The organism is Nocardia sp. NPDC001965, from assembly GCF_053594175.1.
Genome location: NZ_JBSFDZ010000019.1, coordinates 1 through 21,865, shown reverse-complemented (window position 1 = coordinate 21,865; position 21,865 = coordinate 1). Strand labels below are relative to the sequence as shown.

At 68.6% G+C, this 21,865-nt stretch carries 16 protein-coding genes; 6 read left to right on the top strand and 10 right to left on the bottom strand.

Annotated elements, in window-relative coordinates; translation table 11 throughout:
• Positions 1-20: 20 nt before the first annotated feature.
• Together ACWCPQ_RS23805 and ACWCPQ_RS23800 are read right to left on the bottom strand one after the other, a co-directional pair.
• A complete protein-coding gene (locus tag ACWCPQ_RS23805; RefSeq protein ID WP_449902482.1) occupies positions 21-2,519 on the bottom strand; it encodes a DEAD/DEAH box helicase in 2,499 nt (832 codons plus the stop codon).
• Between the two features lie 77 nt (positions 2,520-2,596).
• Complete coding sequence (locus tag ACWCPQ_RS23800) at positions 2,597-3,535, bottom strand: PAC2 family protein (RefSeq protein ID WP_449902479.1); 939 nt, start codon at positions 3,533-3,535, stop codon at positions 2,597-2,599.
• A gap of 433 nt (positions 3,536-3,968) precedes the next feature.
• Here ACWCPQ_RS23800 and ACWCPQ_RS23795 point away from each other — a divergent pair, with 433 nt between their 5' ends.
• Positions 3,969-5,327 carry a DUF4192 domain-containing protein gene (locus ACWCPQ_RS23795; RefSeq protein WP_449902477.1) on the top strand — a complete coding sequence of 453 codons (1,359 nt, stop codon included), beginning with the start codon at positions 3,969-3,971 and terminating at the stop codon, positions 5,325-5,327.
• A 17-nt stretch (positions 5,328-5,344) separates the two neighbouring features.
• Here ACWCPQ_RS23795 and galE read toward each other — a convergent pair whose 3' ends face one another.
• Together galE and ACWCPQ_RS23785 are read right to left on the bottom strand one after the other, a co-directional pair.
• Positions 5,345-6,325, bottom strand: coding sequence for a UDP-glucose 4-epimerase GalE (gene galE, locus ACWCPQ_RS23790; protein ID WP_449902475.1), 981 nt, complete (start codon positions 6,323-6,325; stop codon positions 5,345-5,347).
• Positions 6,326-6,328: 3 nt separating this feature from the next.
• Complete coding sequence (locus tag ACWCPQ_RS23785) at positions 6,329-7,018, bottom strand: metal-dependent transcriptional regulator (protein ID WP_449902472.1); 690 nt, start codon at positions 7,016-7,018, stop codon at positions 6,329-6,331.
• A gap of 183 nt (positions 7,019-7,201) precedes the next feature.
• Here ACWCPQ_RS23785 and ACWCPQ_RS23780 point away from each other — a divergent pair, with 183 nt between their 5' ends.
• Together ACWCPQ_RS23780 and ACWCPQ_RS23775 are read left to right on the top strand one after the other, a co-directional pair.
• Positions 7,202-8,467: an acetoin utilization protein AcuC gene (locus ACWCPQ_RS23780; protein WP_449902469.1), complete on the top strand. Its 1,266-nt coding sequence runs from the start codon at positions 7,202-7,204 to the stop codon at positions 8,465-8,467.
• Complete coding sequence (locus tag ACWCPQ_RS23775) at positions 8,460-11,171, top strand: bifunctional acetate--CoA ligase family protein/GNAT family N-acetyltransferase (RefSeq protein ID WP_449902468.1); 2,712 nt, start codon at positions 8,460-8,462, stop codon at positions 11,169-11,171. Before ACWCPQ_RS23780 ends, ACWCPQ_RS23775 begins: the two co-directional genes overlap by 8 nt.
• 439 nt (positions 11,172-11,610) lie before the next feature.
• On the opposite strand, the gene ACWCPQ_RS23770 is transcribed toward ACWCPQ_RS23775, so the two are convergent.
• From ACWCPQ_RS23770 to ACWCPQ_RS23760, 3 genes are all read right to left on the bottom strand, one after another.
• Complete coding sequence (locus ACWCPQ_RS23770; protein WP_449902466.1) at positions 11,611-12,579, bottom strand: sigma-70 family RNA polymerase sigma factor; 969 nt, start codon at positions 12,577-12,579, stop codon at positions 11,611-11,613.
• Between the two features lie 175 nt (positions 12,580-12,754).
• A complete protein-coding gene (locus ACWCPQ_RS23765; RefSeq protein WP_449902464.1) occupies positions 12,755-14,278 on the bottom strand; it encodes a DUF7782 domain-containing protein in 1,524 nt (507 codons plus the stop codon).
• Between the two features lie 174 nt (positions 14,279-14,452).
• The gene (locus ACWCPQ_RS23760; RefSeq protein ID WP_449902462.1) at positions 14,453-14,893 is read right to left on the bottom strand and encodes a DUF3099 domain-containing protein; all 441 of its coding nucleotides are present in this window, start codon (positions 14,891-14,893) and stop codon (positions 14,453-14,455) included.
• 166 nt (positions 14,894-15,059) lie between these two features.
• Between ACWCPQ_RS23760 and ACWCPQ_RS23755 the strand changes: the two genes are divergently transcribed.
• Complete coding sequence (locus ACWCPQ_RS23755) at positions 15,060-15,296, top strand: DUF3039 domain-containing protein (RefSeq protein ID WP_449902459.1); 237 nt, start codon at positions 15,060-15,062, stop codon at positions 15,294-15,296.
• A 134-nt stretch (positions 15,297-15,430) separates the two neighbouring features.
• On the opposite strand, the gene ACWCPQ_RS23750 is transcribed toward ACWCPQ_RS23755, so the two are convergent.
• Entirely contained in the window at positions 15,431-16,528 is a 1,098-nt protein-coding gene (locus ACWCPQ_RS23750; RefSeq protein ID WP_449902456.1) for a YihY/virulence factor BrkB family protein, read from the bottom strand.
• 188 nt (positions 16,529-16,716) lie between these two features.
• On the opposite strand from ACWCPQ_RS23750, the gene ACWCPQ_RS23745 reads away from it, so the two are divergent.
• Complete coding sequence (locus ACWCPQ_RS23745; RefSeq protein ID WP_449902454.1) at positions 16,717-18,459, top strand: DEAD/DEAH box helicase; 1,743 nt, start codon at positions 16,717-16,719, stop codon at positions 18,457-18,459.
• A gap of 70 nt (positions 18,460-18,529) precedes the next feature.
• Here ACWCPQ_RS23745 and ACWCPQ_RS23740 read toward each other — a convergent pair whose 3' ends face one another.
• Positions 18,530-19,093, bottom strand: coding sequence for a hypothetical protein (locus ACWCPQ_RS23740; RefSeq protein WP_449902452.1), 564 nt, complete (start codon positions 19,091-19,093; stop codon positions 18,530-18,532).
• Complete coding sequence (locus ACWCPQ_RS23735) at positions 19,093-20,844, bottom strand: DEAD/DEAH box helicase (protein WP_449902450.1); 1,752 nt, start codon at positions 20,842-20,844, stop codon at positions 19,093-19,095. Before ACWCPQ_RS23735 ends, ACWCPQ_RS23740 begins: the two co-directional genes overlap by 1 nt.
• A 162-nt stretch (positions 20,845-21,006) precedes the next feature.
• Between ACWCPQ_RS23735 and ACWCPQ_RS23730 the strand changes: the two genes are divergently transcribed.
• Positions 21,007-21,798, top strand: a complete 792-nt coding sequence (locus ACWCPQ_RS23730) for a TetR/AcrR family transcriptional regulator (RefSeq protein ID WP_449902447.1) — start codon at positions 21,007-21,009, stop codon at positions 21,796-21,798.
• The last annotated feature ends 67 nt before the right edge of the window (positions 21,799-21,865 follow it).

Below are 21,865 nucleotides of genomic sequence, written 5' to 3'. Positions count from 1 at the left end.
CTCGAATCCGGCGCCGGTCATCAACCCGCGACCACCATGACCTCGTCGAACACCACATCGCCCGCCGCATCGGATTCGGCCAGATCGACGCTGGCGACCAGCGCCCAGCCGTGATCGCCGGCCGGATCGTCGAGGACCTGGCGTACCTGCCAGAAGCCGGGCCGCGCTTCGACCCGGAACAGCTGCGGCCCGCGTGCGTCGGGGCCGGTGCCGATGCTGTCGTACTCGGCGAAATAGGGGGCGAGATCGCCCGCCCAATCCAGTCCCGGAGACAGTTCCGTCAGTTCGTCCCAGCGTTGCCGGGAAGCGAGCTCGACCCGGCGGAAAACGGCGTTGCGCACCATCACCCGGAAAGCCCGTTCGTTGGCGGTGACCGGCCGCACGCTCTCGCCACCGAACGCGATCTGCTCGGCATCGGTCTCCGCGCCCGCCCCGGTCAGCTGTTCCCATTCGTCGAGCAGACTGGAATCCACCTGCCGCACGAGTTCGCCGAGCCATTCGGTGAGGTCGTCGAGTTCTTCGGTGCGCGCCGCGTCCGGAACCGTGCGGCGCAACGCCCGGTAGGCGTCGGCGAGATAGCGCAGCACCACTCCCTCGGAGCGCGCGAGTTCGTAGTAGGAGATCAGTTCGGTGAAGGTCATGGCCCGTTCGACCATGTCGCGCACCACCGATTTCGGTGACGGCGTGAACTCCGAAAGCCAGGGGTGCCCGGCCCGGTACGTCTCGTAGGCACCCTCGATCAGCTCTGCGAGCGGTTTCGGCCAGGTGATGTCCTCGAGCAGTTCCATCCGCTCGTCGTAATCGATCCCCTCGGCCTTCATCTCGGCCACGGCCTCGCCACGGGCTTTGTGCTGCTGAGCCATCAACAGCTGCCGGGGATCCTCCAGGGTGGCCTCGACCAGCGACACCATATCGAGCGCATAACCGGCCGACGCGTTGTCGAGCAGCTCGAACGCGGCCAGCGCGAACGGCGACAGCGGCTGGTCCAGCGCGAAATCCCGCTGCAGGTCGACGGTGAGCCGGGCGTAGCGGCCCTTCTCGTCCGGCTCGGGGAGCTGCTGAACCACTCCCGCATCGCGCAACGCGCGGTAGAGCTGGACAGCTCGCAGGATATGACGCCGTTGCGCCGCACGCGGTTCGTGGTTGTCCTCGAGCAGATGCCGCATCGCCTGGAAACAGTTGCCCGGCCGCGCGATGACGTTCAGCAGCATCGCGTTGGTCACCGCGAATCGCGACACCATCGGTTCGGGCGCGGCGGTGACCAGCCGGTCGAAGGTCTCCTCGCTCCAGGACACGAAACCCTCGGGCGGTTTGCGCCGCTGCACTTTCCGCATCTTCTTGGGATCGTTACCGGCCTTCGCGAGCAATCGCGTGTTCTCGACCTCGTGCTCGGGCGCCTGCACCACCACCGTGCCCATGGTGTCGAATCCGGCCCGCCCGGCCCGGCCCGCGATCTGGTGGAATTCCCGGGCCTTGAGCCGCCGGGTGCGGACGCCGTCGAATTTGGTGAGGCCGGTCAGCAGCACGGTGCGGATCGGCACATTGATACCGACTCCCAGCGTATCGGTGCCGCAGACGACCTTGAGCAGTCCGTCCTGAGCGAGGCGCTCCACCAGGCGGCGGTATTTGGGGAGCATCCCCGCATGGTGGACTCCGATCCCGTGCCGGATCAGCCGCGACAGGGTCTTGCCGAAGCCCGAGGAGAACCGGAACTCGCCCAATGCCTCGGCGATCGCGTCCTTCTCCGCGCGGCTGGCGAAATTCGCGCTGGTCAACGCCTGGGCCCGCTCCAACGCCGCGGCCTGGGTGAAGTGGACGACATATACCGGGGCCTGGTGGGTGGTCACCAACTCGGTCAACGTCTCGGTGATCGGAGTGCGCGCATAGGAGAAGTGCAGGGGCACCGGGCGTTGCGTACCCGCCACCACCGCGGTGGCGCGGCCGGTCCGGCGCTCCAGATCGGCGGCGAAGAAATCGACCTCACCGAGAGTGGCCGACATCAGCAGGAACTGCGCACGGGGCAGCTCGAGCAGCGGGACCTGCCAGGCCCAGCCGCGATCGGGGTCGGCGTAGAAATGGAACTCGTCCATCACCACCTGCCCGATCTCCGCATCGGAACCTTCCCGCAGGGCGAGGTTGGCGAGGATCTCGGCGGTGGCGCAGATGATGGGTGCGTTCGGATTCACCGCGGCGTCTCCGGTGACCATGCCGACCCGTTCGGCGCCGAAGATCTCGCACAGGGCGAAGAACTTCTCGCTCACCAGCGCTTTGATCGGCGCGGTGTAGTAGCTGCGCAGCCCCTGCGTGAGCGCGAACAGATGCGCGCCGACGGCTACCAGTGATTTACCCGAACCCGTGGGGGTGGCGAGAATGACATGGGACCCGGCCGCGAGCTCCAGCACGGCCTCGTCCTGAGCGGGATACAGCGCAGTTCCCTGCTCGGCTGCCCATATCGCGAACGACTCGTACAGCGCGTCGGCGTCGGTCCCCGGTATCTCGAGCAGTTCGGTCAGATCCACCCGGGACACCCTACGGGCTCGGGCGCGCCGATCACCGGCACGGTCGGCGTGTGCCTGTCCTCATCCGGTCCGGCGGCTCAGCCGCGTTCTTCGTTGTCGCCGTAGCCACCCTGCTCGGCGAGGAAACGCTCGAACTCCGCGCCGAGCTCGTCGCCGCTGGGCAGCTCCCCCTCACCGACCAGCAGGCTGGATTGCCGTTCCTGAGCGCTCACGAAGGTGTCGTACTGGCGTTCCAGCGCGTGCACCACGGTCTCGACCTCGGCGTTTCCGGCGATGTGCTCGTTGACCTGTTCGCGGACCCGGGCCGCCGCCTCGCCCAGCGCGGCGAGCGGGATCTCCAGACCGGCGTTCTCGCCGACGTGCTCGAGCAGCGTCTGCGCGGCCTCCGGATAGGAGGTCTGAGCCAGATAGTGCGGTACGTGCACGGAGAACCCCAGCGATTCGTGACCGTGCTGGGCCATCCGGTATTCGAGCAGCGTGGCGGCACTGGCCGGAACCTGCAGTTCACCCGGCCACCGCTGGTTTTCGGGGATCAGGTCACGGTTGGACGAATGCGCGGTGAGTCCCAGCGGACGGGTGTGCGGAACGGCCATGGGGATGGCGCTGAGGCCGATACTGCGGCGCACACCGAGTTGCTCGGCCAGCAATCGCACCGCGGTCGCGAACTTCTCCCAGCGCAGATCCGGTTCCATCCCGGCCAGCAGCAGGAACGGAGTTCCCGCGGTGTCGCGCAGCGCCCACAGGTTCAGCTCGGGTTCGGCGTAATCGGAGAAATGGTCGGTCTTGAACGTCATCAGGGGCCGCCGCGACCGATAGTCGAGCAGCTCGTCCACATCGAAGGACGCGACGAGTTCGCTCTCCAGGCTCTCCCGCAGATGGGTGGTGGCCAGCCGGACCGCGTGGCCCGCGTCGGAATAACCCTCCAGGCCGTGCACCAGGACCGGCCCGGAACCGTCGTCGGCCGACAGCTGCGGAGCGGGGAACTCCAGCTCGTACATTCGCGACTCGTAGTCCATCGCGTACTCCTTCCTGCGCGATCCGTGGGGCGGGCGGGTCGAGCAACTCTGCTTGTATCCGCTACCGCGCCGCGAGCCGCGAATCGCCGTCCATTGTCCCCCATGCAGATCTACGGCCACACACGACCGTATATCCGCTCTCACTGCTGACAACAGCGGTCGCCGCCGGTGAATTCCCCGGTCCCGGCGAGATGTGGGGCGGGGTCGGTGTGGTGTTGTGGCCGGTGAACGCACCGGGGAGTCTGGCACACTCCGCTCCCGGATGTACCCGATTTTCGTTCCGGCAACCCGGGTCGGCCCAGGTATCGCGGGCGGACCGGTGCGCACGGGAGTTGTCCACAGGTCGCTCAGTTGTCCACAGACTTGTCCGGAGCGGTACGTTTGCCCAGCTCACAGCTGAGCCGGGTGGGTCGATGTACCGCATGCTCGGGCCATGACTTCCGCCGCACCGTCCTCCCGGCCCGATGCCTCCATCGGCCGATCGCCGCTCTGCTCGTCCGGTGGCCTCGGCCGCACGGACACCCCGCACCGCCGAAGTACCGGAGTTCGGCACCGGTGCCCTACCGCACGGGCGCTGGCCGCAGGTGGATCGCCGCGTCCGTCCGTCCGGACCCCCGTTCCGGTCCTGTGGCCACCGGATGCGCATCTCTACGACCTCGGTGCCGTCCGAGCCCGCTGCGCCGACCGGACCGACGCCTACGATCACCCTTTCCGCCCGGGGCCCACCCGCCTCGACGACCCCGGAGACCTGCTCGCGGCGATCCCCGCGATGCTCGGCTTCCGGCCGGAGCGTTCGCTGGTGCTGGCGGTCCTGTGCGCGGCGCCGACCGCGGAGAGCGCGGTCATCGATCTCGTCGTACGCTTCGATCTGCGGTATCCGGATACCGGATACCCCTCCGATATCGATACGGTGGCCGCCGCGGCCACGCGGGTCTGTGCCCGGCCCGGAGTAGCGGGGGTGCTCGTTGTACTGGTGGACGAGGGACTGGGTGAGGGCGAACGATCTCTGCGACAGAGAGTTCCGGTTCTGGGTGAACTGGAGAAGCAGCTGTCGGCCCACGCGGTGCCGATTCGCGCGGCGTGGGCAGCGCGCTCGATAGCGGCGGGGCAGCCGTGGTGGAGTGTGACCGGCCCGCCGCGCCGGGGCCGGATCGCGGATCCGGTGGCCTCCACGGTGACCCTGAACCGGGTGTTGGACGGACGGCCGATCCGCCGCAGCCGTGGCGAACTGACCGGGCTGGTCGCTGCGGACGGTGCGTTGCGCGAACAGGTTTCGAAGGAACTGGCCGGTGCCCGAGCTCGTGCCAAGGACCGGTACGTGGCCGCGGCGCGGCGTGGCGATCCGGCCGGCTACCTGCGTGGCGAACTGAGCACGGTGCTCTGGCTGATCGCGAACGCCGAATCGGATGGGGGATCGAGTTCGCGAGAGCTGGCTCAGCTCGCGGTGGCTCTGCGTGATCGGGAGATCCGCGACGCCGTGTTCGCCGTGGTCGATACGGTGCACGCCGAGGCCACCGAGACCCTGCTGGCCCAGCTCACGCGGGGCCTGGAAGGCGCCGACCGGGCGGAGGCTGCGACCCTGCTGGGCTTCTTCGCCTATGTCCGGGGCGACGGCCCCTTCGCCGGGATCGCCCTGGATATCGCACTGGATTCCGATCCGCACCATTCCATGGCCGCACTACTGCATACGGCGCTGGAAGCCGGGATGCGCCCGGAGCGCCTGCGTGATCTCGCCGAGTGCGGCCGGCAAGCCGCCGCCGCCCTCGGCATCGATCTGACCGGGGCGTGGTGAGGCCCGGCGCCACCGGATCAGCGAGCGCTGTGCGCCCGCGAGCCGAGACCACGCAGATAACTCCAAGCGGTGGAGACGATCTCGTCGAGATCGTTGTGCTCCGGCTTCCAGCCGAGTTCGTCGATGGCCCGGCCGCTGGACGCGATCAGTACTGCCGGGTCGCCGGCGCGCCGCGGAGCGTCGACCGCGGCGATGGGCCCACCGGTGACCCGCTCACACGCCGAGATCACCTCCCGTACCGAGAATCCGGTGCCACTGCCGAGATTGAACACCCGATGGGTGCTCGCCGCCGCGGATTCCAGGGCCAACAGATGCGCCTGCGCCAGATCCAGGATGTGGATGTAGTCCCGGACCGCTGTGCCGTCCGGGGTCGGCCAATCCGTACCGAACACCGAAATCGAATCCCGGTGACCCGCGGCCACCTGCAATACCAGTGGGATCAGATGTGTTTCCACCACCCGGTTCTCACCGAGCCCGCCATAGGCGCCCGCGACATTGAAATAGCGCAGGCTGGTGGCGGCGAGACCGTGCGCGACGGAGTACGAGGTGATGGCGTGGTCGATGGCCAGTTTCGACGCACCGTAGGGGTTGGTGGGGCGGGCCGGTGCGTCCTCGGTGATCGGGACCTGTCCCGGTTCGCCGTACACCGCGGCTGTCGAGGAGAACACCAGACGCCGGGTATCGGTCTCCCGCATCGCCTCGAGCAGCGCGAGCGTTTTCACCACATTGCCGTGCCAGTACTTCTCGGGTCGCTGCACCGATTCGCCGACCAGCGATTGCGCCGCGAAGTGCAGTACGCCGTCGAACTTCCGGGTGCGCAGCAGTTCCGGTGCGGCCTCGGCGATATCCCCCTCGACGAATTCGACACCCTCAGGAACGCCATCGGCGTTCCCTGTCGACAGATCGTCGACGACCACTACTTCGTGTCCCTGCTCCCGCAGTACGAGTGCGCAGACTCCACCCACATATCCGGCTCCGCCGGTAACCAGGAGTTCCATCGATCAGACCAGCTTCACCTGGACGGCGTGGGCCATCTCGTCGGGCAATTCGAAACCTCCCGCGTGGCCGGGCACGGTGATGATCACGGCGCCCGGTTTGCTCTCGACGGTGACCCGGGCATCGGGTACCACACCCGCTTCGCGCAGGCGGCCGATCACCTCCGGATCGGTCTGGATATGTTCGGCGAGCCGACGCACGACCACCGCGTGAGTACCACCCTGCGGCAGCTCGGACAGCCGTTTCAGCGGCTCCTCCAGCAGCTGCGACGCAGCGATACCCAGCTCGTCCAAACCGGGAATCGGGTTGCCGTAGGGGGACGTGGTCGGGTGATTGAGCACCTCCACCAGCCGGCGCTCGACATCCTCGCTCATCACGTGTTCCCAGCGACAGGCTTCGGCGTGCACGTTCTGCCAGTCCAACCCGATGATATCGACGAGCAGGCGCTCGGCCAGCCGATGTTTGCGCATGACGGCGACCGCCATACTACGGCCCTTGTCGGTCAGTTCGAGATGCCGGTCACCGGCGACGAGCAGCAGTCCGTCGCGTTCCATCCGCGCCACTGTCTGGCTGACCGTGGGGCCGCTCTGCTCGAGACGCTCGGCGATCCGGGCGCGCAGGGGTACTACGCCCTCCTCCTCGAGGTCGTAGATGGTACGGAGATACATCTCCGTGGTGTCGACCAGATCCTTCACTGTTGCCCCTTCGTCGGCACGAATTCTACCTGCGCACCAGCAACCCCGGTCCGATCGAACGGGTCGCGTGACGCGATGGGAATACACTCGGCGCGCGGCCCGACGCCGCAGTCGCGCATACATGTATTTCTACTGCATGACAACGTGCGATGGGGTTTCACCCTTCCCGTTACGGTTGCGATCATGGCCACTGAACCGCCGGATCCGAACATTGCTGCCGGGGAACCGGGGACCGTTGTCTGGACCGACCACTTCCTGGACTACTCGTGGACCCCCGAGCATCCGATGAAACCGGTCCGCTTGCAGTACACGATGGCGCTGGCGCGCGCCCTGGGAGTGCTCGACGGGATCGAACCGCTGGAGCCCGGCGCGGCCGGTACCTCCGACCTCCTCCGGGTGCACACCGCGGAGTACATCGATGCGGTCCGCGCCGCGGTCCCGCGGCCGGTGATCGGGGAACCGCCGGTCGATCCGCCGTACGGGCTCGGATCCGCGGACAACCCGGTATTTCCGCGGATGCACGAGGCCGCCTCGGTGATCGTCGGTGGGACCCTGGCCGCGGCCCGCGCGATCGCGACGGGCGCCACCCGGCGAGCCGTGAGTATCGGTGGTGGGATGCATCACGCCATGCCCGGCCGGGCCGCCGGGTTCTGTGTGTACAACGACGCGGCGGTGGCCATTTCCTGGCTCCTCGACCACGGTTTCGACCGGATCGCCTATCTCGACGTGGATGTCCACCACGGCGACGGTGTGCAGCGCGCGTTCTATCGCGATCCCCGCGTGCTCACCGTTTCGATCCACCAGCATCCGGCCACGCTCTGGCCGAACACCGGCTGGCCGGACGAGACCGGCAGCGGCCCCGGCGACGGCACCGCGATCAATCTTCCGCTGCTGCCGGGTACCCGCGATCCGCAATGGTTGCGTGCGTTCCACGCGGTGGTACCGGGCGCGGTGGCGGCGTTCCGGCCGCAGCTGGTGGTCAGTCAGTGCGGGGTCGACACCCATCGAGAAGATCCGCTCGCCGAGCTGGAACTCGGTGTCGAGGGGCAGCGGGCAGCGTTCCTCGCAATGCGTGAACTGGCCGACCGATATGCCGACGGCCGCTGGCTGGCGGTCGGCGGAGGCGGGTACGGGCTGGTCCGGGTGGTGCCGCGGGCCTGGACCCATCTGCTCGCCATCGCACTCGACCGCCCGGTGGACCCGGCCACCGTGATACCGCAGGATTGGATCGATCTCGTGCATACCGACAGGCCGCGGGTATCACCGCCGCGCACCATGGGCGACGGTGTGGATATCGCGTTCCAGCGCTGGGACGGTCCCGGGGGGACCGCGGAAACCGGGGACGCCCGCGTCGATCGCGCCCAGCGTGCAGTCGATACCGCCGTTCTCGCTACCCGCCGAGCCTGCTTCGGTCCGCTCGGCCTGGACCCGGAGGATCCGCGTGACTGACCCCACCGACAGCGTTCCCGACAACAGCGTTCCCGACAATCCGCCGCCCGCGCCGCTGCACTGGCAGGCCGATGTGCTGGCCTCCGACGGCGGTGTGGTGCGGTTGCGCCCGATCACCCCCGCCGATGCCGAGGAACTGCAGCGATTCCATACCGCTCTCTCCGAGCGCAGCCGCTACCTGCGGTATTTCGGGCCGTATCCGCGGATCTCGCCGAAGGATCTGCATCGCACCACCCATGTCGACTATCACGACCGGGTCGGGTTGGTCGTCGTACTGGGCGAGGCGATCATCGCCGTCGGCCGCTACGAACTGCTGGACCGGACCGGTCCCCGGGCGGCCGAGGTCGCCTTCGTGGTGGCCGACGAGCATCAGGGGCGCGGTCTGGGATCGATTCTCCTCGAACATCTGGCCGGTGCGGCCGCGGAGAACCGGATCGACACCTTCGTCGCCGAAGTGCTGGCCGAGAACACGGTGATGGTGACCGTGTTCCGCGAGGCGGGCTATCAGGTGGAGCGCAGCCGCGACGGTTCGGTGCTGCATCTGGAATTCGCCATCGACCCCACCGAGGCATTGCGATCGGTGCGCGATGCGCGGGAACGCGCCTCGGAGGCGCGCAGTGTGGGCAATCTGCTGGCCCCGCGTTCGGTCGCGGTGATCGGCGCGACACCGAGTACCGGCCGGGTCGGCGGCGTGGTGCTGGCCAATCTGCTGGACGGAACGTTCCAGGGCGCGGTCTACCCGGTGAACCCCGAGCGGCGATCGGTGCGGGGTGTGCACGCCTACCCCACGGTTCGCGATATCCCGGACGAGGTGGATCTGGCCGTGGTGGCTGTTCCCGCGGCCGCTATCGGTTCGGTGCTCGACGACTGTATGGCCAAGGGCGTCAAGGGCCTGCTGGTGTTGTCGGCGGGTTTCGGGGAGACAGGGGAGCAGGGGCGGAGCGCGGAAGCCGAACTCGTCGCGGCAGCCCGCGGGCACGGCATGCGAGTGGTGGGGCCGAGCGCGCTGGGTATCGCGAACACCGATCCGGCGGTGGGGCTCAACGCGACTCTCGCCACGCTGCTGCCCGGCCGCGGCCGGATCGGCTTCTTCTGCCAATCGGGTCCGCTCGGTGTCGCGATTCTCGCCGAGGCCGCGACCCGCAATCTGGGCCTGTCCACATTCGTCTCCGCCGGTAACCGTGCCGATGTCTCCGGTAACGATCTGCTGCAGTACTGGGACACCGACGCCGATACCGATGTGATCCTGCTGTACCTGGAGAGTTTCGGTAATCCGCGCAAGTTCTCCAGGATCGCTCGCCGGGTGGCCCGCAACAAACCGATCGTCGCGGTGAGCCCCAGCAGACTGGCCGCTCGCGGGGTATCCGACGGCGAACTGGATCGTTCTATCGTTCGTGATCTTTTCGCACAATCCGGTGTGGTGCAGGCGGATTCGATTTCGGAGATGTTCGACTGCGCCGCCCTGCTGGGGTATCAGCCGTTGCCGCGTGGGCCCCGGCCGGCGGTGGTGGGTAACAGCACCGCGCTCAACTGGCTCACCTCCGATGCCGCGCGCAGCGAGGGGCTCACGGTGGTCGATCCGGTGGATCTGGGTCCGCAGGCCACGCCCGAGGACTATCGAAGTGCCGTCGCGGCTGCCCTCGAATCCGAGGAGAACGATGCGGTGATCGTCATCTTCGCACCGCCGATTCCGCTGCCGCAGACCGGATATGCCGAAGCCATCCGCGCGGCCGTGGCGGCGTTCCCCGAAACCAAACCGGTGCTCACCACCTTCGCCAGCGGCGACGGTATTCCCAACCTGCTGGCCGTGCGCGGTCCGGGCGCGGCCGCGGTCCGGGGGTCGATTCCGTCGTTCCCCGATCCGGCGCGGGCGGTGCGCGCCCTGGCCCGGGTACAGCGCTACGCCCGCTGGCGCGATCTGCCCGCATCCCAGCTCGCGGATACCCATCCCGACGGCGAGAGCAATCGACCTGCGGACATCGACAGTGAGCGGGCCGTGCGGCTGATGGCGGACTGGAGCACCGACCCGGCCGGCCGGTGGCTGACCGATGACGAGACGGTGCTGCTGCTCGAGTGCTACGGAATCTCCGTGGTGGAGTTCCGTGCGGTCCGGGACGTGGAGGCGGCGGTGGCGGCCGCGGCCGAACTGGGATACCCCGTCGCCGCGAAGGCCACGAACGAGAGCTGGCGGCGCCGCCCCGATATGAGCTGGGTACGTCTGGATCTGTGGCGGCCCGACGCGGTCCGCCAGGCATACCGTGATCTGGTCGAACTGTGCGGTGATCCGCTCCTGCACATCCAGCGGATGGCGACCAAAGGGGTCGGGTGCGTGCTGAAGGTGCAGGACGATCCGGCTTTCGGGTCGGTGATCGAATTCGGCTTGTCCGGTCCGATCATCGAACTACTCGGCGACCGGGCCTATCGAGCGCTCCCGCTGTCTGCTCAGGAAGCGGCCGCACTGATCGATGCGCCCCGCGCCGCACCGCTGCTGAACGGCACCCCGGCGAGCCCCCGGGTCGACAAAGCGGCCTTGATCGAACTCACCCGCCGTATCTCGGCGATGTTCGACGATCTACCGGAGCTGCGGGAACTGTCGTGCGAGCCGGTGCTGGCCGCCCCGGAATCCGCCGCGATCCTCTACGCCCGGGCGCGAATCGGTCCGCAACCCAGCCGCTTCGACACCGGACCTCGTCGTCTGGGATGAGATCCACGCGGCGGGGGCGGCCCGGCACACGGCGGTGATCCGCGTCGGTGGGAAGTGCCGCCCGGCCCGCAAACCCGGAGGGGTGCGGGTTCGCGGGGCGGGCGATGATCGGTGACCTGGGGTCACCGGGTTCGGGTGGACGCAGGCGTAATGCTGACCGCGACCTGTTGAATGCGTACGGCGGCAACGCACCATGTGACCCCGAGAAGGGAGAACGTACCTCGATTCGGCGGCATTCGGCCGCGACCCGTGCCACATGAAGACAGGCTCCCTCGAGGCGCCCGAGGCGAATGTGCCTCCGGCTGCTCGTAACTGCCCGACGACCGACAGTGGTCGATTCATCCACGCGGGCGGTGGCTCAGCGCCGGCCACCGCCGTGGGTTCGAGCAGCGGGACCGGCCGTCGGCAGGCCGGTCACCGGTTTCCGTCGGAGGAGCGATCAGCTGGCGTACGCGCGCAGCCGTTCGGCCCGTTCGCCCTTGCGGAGTTTGGACATGACCTCGCGCTCGATCTGCCGGACACGCTCCCGGGAGAGGCCGAACAGTTTGCCGATCTGATCGAGGGTGCGCGGCTGGCCGTCGTCCAGGCCGAACCGCAGCCGGATCACCTGCTGTTCGCGTTCGTCCAGCGTGTTCAGGACGCTGCGGACGTCGTGATGGAGCAGACCCGCGATCACGGCGCTCTCCGCCGAAGTGGCCTCGGAATCCTCGATGAAATCGCCGAGGGGGGCCTCTTCGTCGTTACCGACCGGCATATCCAGGCTCACCGGGTCACGGCTGTGGTCGAGTAGATCGGCGATCTTCTCGACCGCGATACCCGATTCGGCCGCGAGTTCGTCGTCGGTGGCCTCCCGGCCGAGCTGCTGATGCAGTTCGCGCTTGATCCGGGCGAGTTTGTTCACCTGCTCGACCAGGTGGACCGGCAGCCGGATGGTGCGGCTCTGATCGGCCATACCCCTGGTGATCGCCTGCCGGATCCACCAGGTGGCATAGGTCGAGAACTTGAAGCCCTTCGCGTAGTCGAACTTCTCCATCGCGCGGATCAGACCCAGATTGCCTTCCTGGATGAGATCCAGCAGCGGCATCCCCCGGCCCGTGTACCGCTTGGCGAGCGAGACGACCAGACGCAGGTTGGCTTCCAGCAGGTGCGATCGCGCGGCTTGACCCTCCCGGACGACGATCGCCAGGTCACGCTTGCGGGTCGCCGACAGACGCTTGCCGGTCTCCAGCAGGTGCTGGGCATAGAGACCCGCCTCGATGCGCCTGGCCAGTTCTACTTCGTCGGCAGCTGTCAGCAGTGCGGTCCGGCCGATTCCGTTCAGGTACACGCGTACCAGGTCGGCGGCGGGGCTCTGCGTGTCGAGGTCCGTATCACTGGGGCGCACACGAGTGGTGGCGGGGCTTGTCATGACTTGCCTCCTGTCGGTGGTGTCTCACTCCGAACAACGGACCCGACATAGGGAAAGTTCCCTCGCCGGGCGCGGATAAACCGCTCTGAACTGCGGTTTTCACGGTGGCGTTCTGAGAAGTTCCTGAGAAGGAGAGCCCATCGGCAGCGGCGGAACACCGTGTCGGTGCGGTGTCCTAACGCGCTACGGGATGGATCAAGCCGTGCCTCACCAGCCCGGTGACCACCCCCAGGGCGGCTTCCGCGAACTCGGGGGAGACCTCCTGCGCTCCCTGTGACAGTGCCAGCAGTTCGATCAGTTCGTACAACGGCAGGCCGTCGGGCCGCATTCCCGCCAGCAGCGAGACGGTCGTCTCGTCCACCTCGTGCTGCCAGCGTGGCCCGTCGCCTCGATGCAGGCGCGCGACCCGCTGTTCCCATCCCTGCGGACCCGGTAGCGAGACGCGTTCGAGTGCGGTCAGCGGATCGACCCGGTACCGGGACCGCCAGGCTTGCGCGGGGTCGGCGGCGATCTCGCGCAACCAGGCCGAGCGTTCGAAATAGGCGAGTGCTTCGGCGCCCAGCGGGTCGTCGAAGCCGTGGGCGAGGTCCTCGGCCAGCAACTCGGTGGGCGCGTCCACCGACCGCAGGTACACGAATCCGAATCCGATCCCGGTCACCCCCGCCTGTTCCAGTGCCGTCAACCATTCGTCGGCCCGCTGCTGGGCCTCGGGGCCGCGCGGGTCGAGACCGGCGTCGCGCAACCAGGTGCCCACGTACAACGCGGGGTCGGCGATATCGCGCTGAACGACCCAGGCATCGATACCGTGCGCGGGCAGCCAGCCGGAGACCCGCTGTCGCCAGTCCTGTTCCTCGGAATGCACCCAGGCGGCCAGTACCGCGCCGGTCCCGCCGGGGGCCAGCAGTTCGGGAACCCCCGAGATCACCAGTTCGCTGGCACCGTCGAGCGCGAGCCCGGAATCCCGGTAGGTGTGCTCGATCCGGGCGGGGCCGACCACGAACGGCGGATTGGCCACCACCTGGTCGAAGCGGCGACCGGCGACCGGTTCGAACCACGATCCCGGGACCAGCTCCATGTCCAGCTCGTTGAGCGCGGCCGTGGCCTCGGCCAGCCACAGCGCACGCAGATTCACATCGGTGGCAGTGACCGATCCGGCATAGGACGCGGCGTGCACCGCCTGGATACCGCAGCCGGTGCCGAGATCCAGTACCGAGCCGACCGGGGCGGTGGGTGTGGCCCGCAACAGGGACAGCGAGGCATGGCCCACCCCGAGGACATGGTCCTCGGTGAGGGTGCGCCGCTGCATCGAGTCGTCGAGATCGGACAGGATCCAGCGATTACCCGCGCCGATATCGGTCGGGCGCAGATCCAGCGCCGCGCGGATTCCGCCGCCTGCCCGGGTCAGCAGCCCCGCCGATACGGCATCGCCGATCCGGACCGGCGCCAGCGCGGCGGCGACCTCCTCCTCGTCCAGAGTGTCGCAGAGGAGCAGCAGGCGGACGATAGTACCCAGATCGCCGGCCCGGCGGGCGGCCCGGCGTACCGGCACCGGCTCCCCGCGGCCCAATGCGTTGTGCGCCTCCTCGCCCAGCGCCTCGAGCAGTGTGTCGGCGTCGTATCCCACCCTGGTCAGCGCAGTGCGCAACTGCGGGGCGAGAGCGGTCAGCGGTGATCGGACGGTCGATCCGTATGTGGGCACAGCGGTACTCTGCCACCCCCGGATCCCTGCCCGGCCCGTCGCACCGGCTGTGGGTGGTACGCCGGGTGTTCGACGACCCGGCTCCACACACCGGCGGGCATCACCGCGTACTACCGCACGCAGTGGGCGTCGCAAGGGCGCCGGGTACCCCCGGCCGCCGCGGGTCGCTGCCCGCTACCCGTCGATCTCGTCGTGCCGGCGTTCCTCCAGTGCGGGACGGGGGCGGTCCCAGCGGCTGGGTTCGTTCTTGTCCCGGGGCGGCCGGTCGTTGGCGATGAGTACCGCGATCCACGGCAACGGAACCGACGCGGCCATGATGAGGATCGAGACCAGGGCGTTGCCGAGTACCGAATAGGCCACGCCGGCCAGGATCAGCGCCGGTATCCGGAACGCCATGATCATGCTGTACCGGCGGACCCGGGCTCGATGCTGGTCCTCGAAGGAGGGCGCGGCCTCGGTGATCAGCGCCGCGTGTTTGGCGTCGTCGCCGGGGAAGTATCCGCGCGGACGTGACGGACGGGCCGGCCGTGGCGTACCGAGGTGCTCACCGGGGCCGCTCGCACCGGCGTCGAGATGCTCCGGGCCGCGCCCGGAGTCTTCGCCGTGCTGCTGCATACCTTCGAGTCTTGCACTATCGCCACCATCGTGTACAACGCGTCCGGTCGGACCGATGCGAACAGCCGCGGGTGGGTCACCGCCCGAGCACCCCCACACGCCCGTGTCACCCGGTCGTGGGGGTGATCGTGCGAGTGCGGCCGGCCGATGCGGCATCATGGAGAGCGTGAGTACCGATACGCTGGTCCGCCCCGATACGACCACCGACGAGACCACCGGTGACGACACCCCCAAGTTCTTCCACTACGTGAAGAAGGAGAAGATCGCCGAGAGTGCCGTCATGGGCACCATGGTGGTCGCGCTGTGCGGTGAGGTGTTCCCGGTGACCCGTTCGCCGAAGCCCGGCTCGCCGGTCTGCCCCGAATGCAAGAAGGTCTACGAGACGCTCCGTAAGGGCGACTGAGCGCCACCCCGCTTGCCGTCTCCCGGCGGGCCGGGAGACGGCTGCGTTCTCGGCTGTCGCAGTTGTCCCGCTGTCGCGGGGTGTCCGCTGCCGTCGCCATGTGTCGGTCCGGCGATGCGCGCGCGGTATCGACCTCAACGCGATATCACCGGTGCGGGTGTTCCGCCGGTGGGGCCTTCCCCGGGTCCGTCGTCGCCGTGCCGGGTACCGCGGCGTCGCGGTATCCGATGTGAGCCGGGATCGGCCGGTTCGGAATCACTGTCGGTCTGCGTGGCGCTGCGGCGCTTGGCCAGCCACGCCTTGAACTGCTCCATCCTGGTGGCGCGCGCCGGCCAGAACTCCTGGACCGCGGCATTGAACTCCGCACCGAGGATCACCGCGAAGCCCAGGAAGAACGTGAACAGCAGGAAGGCGATCGGGGTCGCGAGCGCGCCGTAGGTGACGCCGGTCCGGGTCACCAGCGCCAGATAGTGGCGCAGGACATCGCTGGCGGCCATGAAGAACACCGCCGCCAGCAGCGCGCCGCAGAACAGCCGGTGATAGGGCAGGGAACTGTGCAGCGCGAGTTTGTACAGCGTGGCCAATCCGATGATCAGCAACAGCCCCACCGCGGGGTAATAGAAGGTGTCGATCAAGCGCAGTCCCGGCTCGAGCCAGGAATCCGGCAGGATCCGCCCGATCAGTACCGGGCCCAGCGCCACGAGCGGCAGGATGAATATCGCCGCGACGAGGAACTGGACGTACAGCAGCAGGGCGAAGATACGCTGCCAGATCGGATTCCGGGCGTCCTTCTGCCCGTGGGCCTCCACGATCGCGTCGACGAAGGTCGCCATCGCCGACGATCCGGCCCACAGCGAGAGCACGAAACCTATCGAGACGAACGCCGCGCGGCCGCGCCCGAGCACATCGCGGATGGTCGGTTCGATCAGATCGGTGACCACACTCGGACTGAACAGGTCACGGCTGAAGGTGAGAGCTTTCGATTCCACGATCTCGACGGTGTCGGGGCCGAACAGGCCGCTCACATACCCGAGACCGCCCAGCAGTCCGAAGAGCAGCGGTACCAGCGACAGGGTCTGCCAGAAGGCCGCCGCGGCCGATTTGGCGAAAATCGAGTCGTCCCAGGCTTTGACGGCCACCCGGACGATCAAGCGGCCTGTCTGAGTGAGGGCGCGCCGTGACCACGCGGTACCCGACGGGTCCGCGCCGGGTTCGCGTCCGTAACTGTGCATGGTCTGTCCAGCATCGCGCACGGGGGCGCCCAGCGGTATGGCAGCAGGCAACGTGTCGGGGGTCGACGGGTGAATCACCGGTAACCGGGGCGCACCCCGGCGGACCGCACCGTTCGGTGTGTGACACCCGTCGCGACCCCCGCGCCGGTTTGGCGCGACGGCCGCAACGGCCGCTAGTGTTTCTCTCCGTGACCGATGCGAGCGGTGCTATTGCGACGGAGGTTCCGGGCGCATCCCTGCGCGCGTGGCAGCGGCGCGCGCTCACCCGGTACCTCGCGACCAAACCCCGGGATTTCCTCGCTGTCGCGACGCCTGGGGCCGGTAAAACCACCTTCGCTCTCCGGGTCGCCGCGGAACTGCTCGCCGATCGGACGGTGGACCAGATCACCGTGGTCGCGCCGACCGAACACCTGAAGCACCAGTGGGCCGCCTCGGGGACCCGGTCCGGACTGGCGCTGGATTCCAACTTCTCCAACACCACCGGCGCAACTTCGGGCGACTACGACGGTGTGGTCGTCACCTACGCCCAGGTCGCCGCACATCCGTTCAAGCACCGGGTGCGCACCGAGAACCGGCGCACACTGGTGATCCTCGACGAGATCCATCACGCGGGCGACGCGAAGAGCTGGGGCGACGCGGTGGCCGAAGCGTTCGGCGACGCCACCCGGCGGCTGGCGCTGACCGGTACCCCGTTCCGCAGTGACGACAGCCAGATCCCGTTCATCACCTACGAACCCGACGAGGCCGGGCTGCCGCGCTCCCGGGCCGACCACAGCTACGGCTACACCGAGGCGCTCACCGACGGTGTCGTGCGGCCCGTGGTGTTCCTGGCCTATTCGGGTGAAGCGCACTGGCGCGACAGCGCGGGGGAGGAATACACGGCCCGCCTCGGCGAACCACTGAACGCCGAGCAGACCGCCCGCGCCTGGCGTACCGCACTCGACCCGGCCGGTGACTGGATCTATGCGGTGTTGCGCGCGGCGGATATGCGGTTGGCGCAGCTGCGTGAGGGTGGGATGCACGATGCCGGGGGGTTGGTGATCGCCTCCGATCAGGAACGGGCCCGCGCCTACGCGGAACTGATCGAACACCTCACCGGGAACCGGCCGGTGCTGGTGCTGTCCGACGACCCGACCTCCTCGGCCCGGATCGGTGAGTTCAGTGCCGGTACCCAGCCCTGGATGGTCGCGGTGCGAATGGTGTCCGAGGGGGTCGACGTCCCGCGGCTGGCGGTCGGGGTATACGCCACCAGCGCCTCCACCCCGCTCTATTTCGCCCAGGCCATCGGTCGTTTCGTACGTGCCCGGCGACCGGGTGAGACCGCCAGCGTCTTCCTGCCCTCCGTTCCGGTGCTGCTCGATCTGGCCGCGCAGCTCGAGGTGCAGCGCGACCATGTCATCGGTAAACCGCACCGCGAGAAGGACGGTCTCGACGACGAGCTGCTGACCGAGGCGAACAAGCAGAAGGACGAGCCGGGCGAGGAGGAGAAGGCGTTCGTGCCGCTGGCCGCCGACGCCGAACTCGACCAGGTGATCTACGACGGATCCTCCTTCGGTACCGCGACATTCGCCGGCAGCGCAGAAGAAGCCGACTACCTGGGCATTCCGGGTCTGCTCGATGCCGATCAGATGCGCGCGCTGCTGCGGGAGCGCCAGGCCCGGCAGATCGCCGACCGTTCCGGCGCGGCGCCGGAGGTATCCGCGCCCGCCGCACCGGCGGCGGGCAATGCCGCCGAGCGGGTGGCCACCGCCGACAAACTGGGCGAACTGCGACGCGAACTGAACAGCCTGGTGGCGATGCACCACCATCGCACCGGCAAACCGCACGGAGTGATCCACGGCGAGTTGCGGCGCCAGTGCGGCGGACCGCCGACCGCCCTGGCGACCGTCGATCAGCTGGGTGAGCGGATCGCGGCACTGCGCCGGATGTGATCCGGGCGCCGGGCATCGCGCGCCGGCACGATGCCCGGTCCGTCGAGTCCCGGCACGCCCGGCCGTCCGCTCACACCTCGAAGAACACCGCGGGATCCAGGGTGTGGAGTGGTATCCAGCGCGGTGTTTCTTCCGGTGCCGACCCGGAATCGCCCGGCGCGACACCGTGTTCCGGGGAACCGAAACCCTGGAGGTCCAGGCTCAGCCGCGGATCCTCGTCGACGCGACGCGCGAGATCGTAGAACGTCGCCAGCACATGGACGCATCGCAGAGTACGCGCGCTGCACGAGCAGTCGATCGCGGCGAGTTCGGGGGCCACCGGAATCTCCGCGGCGCGGGCCGCCGTGTGCATCTCGTCGGTCAGCAGGGTGGGGGCGGCGCCGATGATCGCGGTCAGTGCGGTGACCGTGGTCCGGGTCAGCGGCGCCAGTTCGAGATGGGTGACCGATGCCTGTCCGCCGCGATGGATGTGCGCGCGCACAACCCGCCCCTCGGTCACTGCCTGCACCCCGTGGTTGCGTGCGATGCTGCGAGCCCGCGGGAGCAGCGGTTCTGGGCGGGTCTGCCGGAGCGGTTCGGCGAGCCGGACCCAGTCCATACCCCAGCGGGTGTATCCGAATTCGTTGTCCGCCATCAGTTTCCCCGCTTCCGGCGCAGGATTTCCAGTAGTTGTTCGTCGTCGAGCCGGGCGAGATCGGCGATACCGCTACCGTCCGAGAGATCGGTGAGCGCGGACTTCCGGCGCTGCATGCTCGCGATATGTTCTTCCACGGTGGTCGCCGAGGTCAGCGTCGTCACAGTAACCGTGCGTGTCTGCCCGATCCGGTGCACTCGATCGGAGGCCTGGGATTCGACCGCGGGATTCCACCAGCGGTCGAAATGGATCACATCGGCGGCACGGGTGAGTGTGAGCCCGGTACCCGCGGCCCGCAGGCTCAGTACCAGGACGGGCGGGCCGTCGGCGGACTGGAACCGGGAGACGATCGCGGCGCGTTCGGCCTGGCTCAGCCCGCCGTGGAAGAAGGGCGCGGTGATCGCGAACTGTTCGGCCAGTTGCCGCACCAGGAGATCACCGGTGGCGCGGTACTGGGTGAAGATCAGGGTCGGCGCGGCATTGTCGAGGTTCGCGGCGACGATATCGGTGCACAGATCGAGTTTTCCGGAGCGCCCGCTCAATTCGCCCAGGTCGCCGTCGACCAGTCCGGGGTGATTGCAGACCTGTTTCAGGGCGGTGAGTGCCGCCAGTACGCGGGCCTGCCGCTGGGTCCCGGTGCCGAAACCGTCGGCCACCGCCCGGTCGAGCAGCCGATCGTAGAGCTGCTCCTGTTCCGGAGACAGGTCGCACAGCAGATCGTTGTGGATCTTGGCCGGTAGCGCGGCCGCGACCTGTGCCTTGCGCCTGGACAGCAGTACCGGTTCGATCGCGTCCTGCAGCCGGGCGGCCGCGGTGGCGGACCCCTGTTCGATGGGTTTGACGAAGCGGCGGCGGAATTGGGTGCGATGTCCGAACAGCCGGGGCGCCACCAGGTGTAGAAGCGCCCAGAGCTCCTCCAGATGGTTCTCCACGGGTGTCCCGGTCAACGCGACGACGGCCGTGGCCTCGAGCGCCCGGGCCGCTCTCGATACCTGTGTCCGCGGATTCTTCAAGGCCTGTGCCTCGTCGAAGACCACGGTCGCCCATTCGGTTCCGGTGAGCCGGTGCCCGTGCAAGCGCAGGACGGGATACCCCGTGACGATCACATTCCCGGCCTCGGGGTCGAGATCGCCGCCGCGCCAGGCCGCCGGCCGCAGTCCGGGCGCGAAACGGGTGATCTCGTGTACCCAGTTGCCCACGAGCGAGGTCGGGCAGACCACGAGTTGCGGGCCGAGCGTGGCCCGGCCCAGCAGCAGGCCGATGGTCTGCACGGTTTTGCCGAGACCCATCTCGTCGGCGAGGATCGCCCCGCCGTGGCGGGTGACGGTGTCCCGCAGCCAGCCGATCCCGCGTGCCTGGTAGGGCCGCAGTTCGGCGTGCAGGGTCTGCCGCAGGCCGGCGACGACCGCGTTGGTGTCGTGGAGGGCCGACAGCGCGTGGTCGCGGCTGAGTATCGCGGTTTCCTGCGCGTTGGGATACGCGTGTCCGGCGAGGGGGATATCGGCTCGTTCCCCGGCCAGGATCGCCTGCCAGGCCCGGGTGGAGATACCGGGTTCGGCTGGGGTGAGGGCGGCGAATCCGGTGGGGTCCACCAGAGCGCAGTCGGTCGCGGTCACCTGCACGGTGATACTTCCGGCGTGGGCCTGCGCCCGGGTCCCGCCGGGTACGGCAAGTGGGAGGGTCGCGGTCTCGCCGATCCCCGCGGGCGCCGGGCCGGGTTCCCGGCCGGTCCAGGTCCACAGGGCGAACATATGGCGGTCGGGCAGGTAGGTGGTCTCGATGGTCGGCAGTGTGCACCCCTATGATCAACGTATGGCGTACGGAGTAATAGGCCAACGCGTACCGTACCGGATTTGTTCCGGTCCGGTCCGATCGGTTGTCAGGTGGTCTCCGCGACGGTGCGAAGGAGTTCGATGATCAGCGACGGCGCCCCGGCGGCACCGCGCCCCGGCGGCCGGTCGGGGACGACGACCCGCGCGACCGATCCGGCTCGGGCCCTGCTCGAACTGCTGTGGCGACACGAACTGCCGCCCCGGCGCGGTGGCCGGGGCCCACGGCAGACCGTGAGTGTCGACGAGGTGGTGGCGGCGGCGATCGGTCTCGCCGACCGCGAGGGCTACGACAAGGTGTCGGTCCGGGCGGTCGCGGCGGAACTGGGGCTGCGGCCCATGAGCCTGTACACCTACGTACCGAGCAAAGACGCGCTCACCACACTGATGGTCGACGCGGTCGCGCTGGAGGACACCCCGATTCCCGCCGAACTGCCGGTCCGCGACCGGCTGGTGGCCCTCGCCCGGCAGGTGCGGGACGAATACCTGGCCCATCCGTGGCTCTTCGAAGTGCCCGCCTGGCGGATGGTGCTGGGTCCCGGCCGGATGCGGCGCTACGAGCGATACCTGGCCGCGGTGGACGGAGCCGGGCTCGACGATGTGGAAATGGACCGGGTGATCGCGGTGCTGTCGCAGTTCGCGACCGGTAACGCGCGAACCGCGCTCGCCGCGTCGCGGAGCGCGCGGGAGCAGTCCGACGCCGATTGGTGGGCGGCGTACGGCCCGGTGCTCGAACAGGTCATGCCGGCCGTTGAGTTTCCGCTCGCCACGCGGGTGGGTACGGCGGTCGGCGAGCTCTATCGAGCCCCGGGCGACCCCGCCGGTGATTTCGACTACGGGCTGCAGCGGTTGATCGACGGGATCCTGCCCGCCTGAAACGGCCCGTGGCGGGGGCGCCGCGGGTTGCGCCCCCCCCCCCCGCTGTGTGTTTTTTTTGTTTTTT

What these genes read in the sequence shown, in the direction of transcription:
- ACWCPQ_RS23800 (WP_449902479.1), bottom strand. Translation starts at nt 3,535, where the DNA reads ATGGACTACGAGTCGCGAATGTACGAGCTGGAGTTCCCCGCTCCGCAG.
- ACWCPQ_RS23795 (WP_449902477.1), top strand. Translation starts at nt 3,969, where the DNA reads ATGACTTCCGCCGCACCGTCCTCCCGGCCCGATGCCTCCATCGGCCGA.
- galE (WP_449902475.1), bottom strand. Translation starts at nt 6,325, where the DNA reads ATGGAACTCCTGGTTACCGGCGGAGCCGGATATGTGGGTGGAGTCTGC.
- ACWCPQ_RS23780 (WP_449902469.1), top strand. Translation starts at nt 7,202, where the DNA reads ATGGCCACTGAACCGCCGGATCCGAACATTGCTGCCGGGGAACCGGGG.
- ACWCPQ_RS23770 (WP_449902466.1), bottom strand. Translation starts at nt 12,579, where the DNA reads ATGACAAGCCCCGCCACCACTCGTGTGCGCCCCAGTGATACGGACCTC.
- ACWCPQ_RS23760 (WP_449902462.1), bottom strand. Translation starts at nt 14,893, where the DNA reads ATGCAGCAGCACGGCGAAGACTCCGGGCGCGGCCCGGAGCATCTCGAC.
- ACWCPQ_RS23750 (WP_449902456.1), bottom strand. Translation starts at nt 16,528, where the DNA reads ATGCACAGTTACGGACGCGAACCCGGCGCGGACCCGTCGGGTACCGCG.
- ACWCPQ_RS23740 (WP_449902452.1), bottom strand. Translation starts at nt 19,093, where the DNA reads ATGGCGGACAACGAATTCGGATACACCCGCTGGGGTATGGACTGGGTC.
- ACWCPQ_RS23735 (WP_449902450.1), bottom strand. Translation starts at nt 20,844, where the DNA reads ATGTTCGCCCTGTGGACCTGGACCGGCCGGGAACCCGGCCCGGCGCCC.
- ACWCPQ_RS23730 (WP_449902447.1), top strand. Translation starts at nt 21,007, where the DNA reads ATGATCAGCGACGGCGCCCCGGCGGCACCGCGCCCCGGCGGCCGGTCG.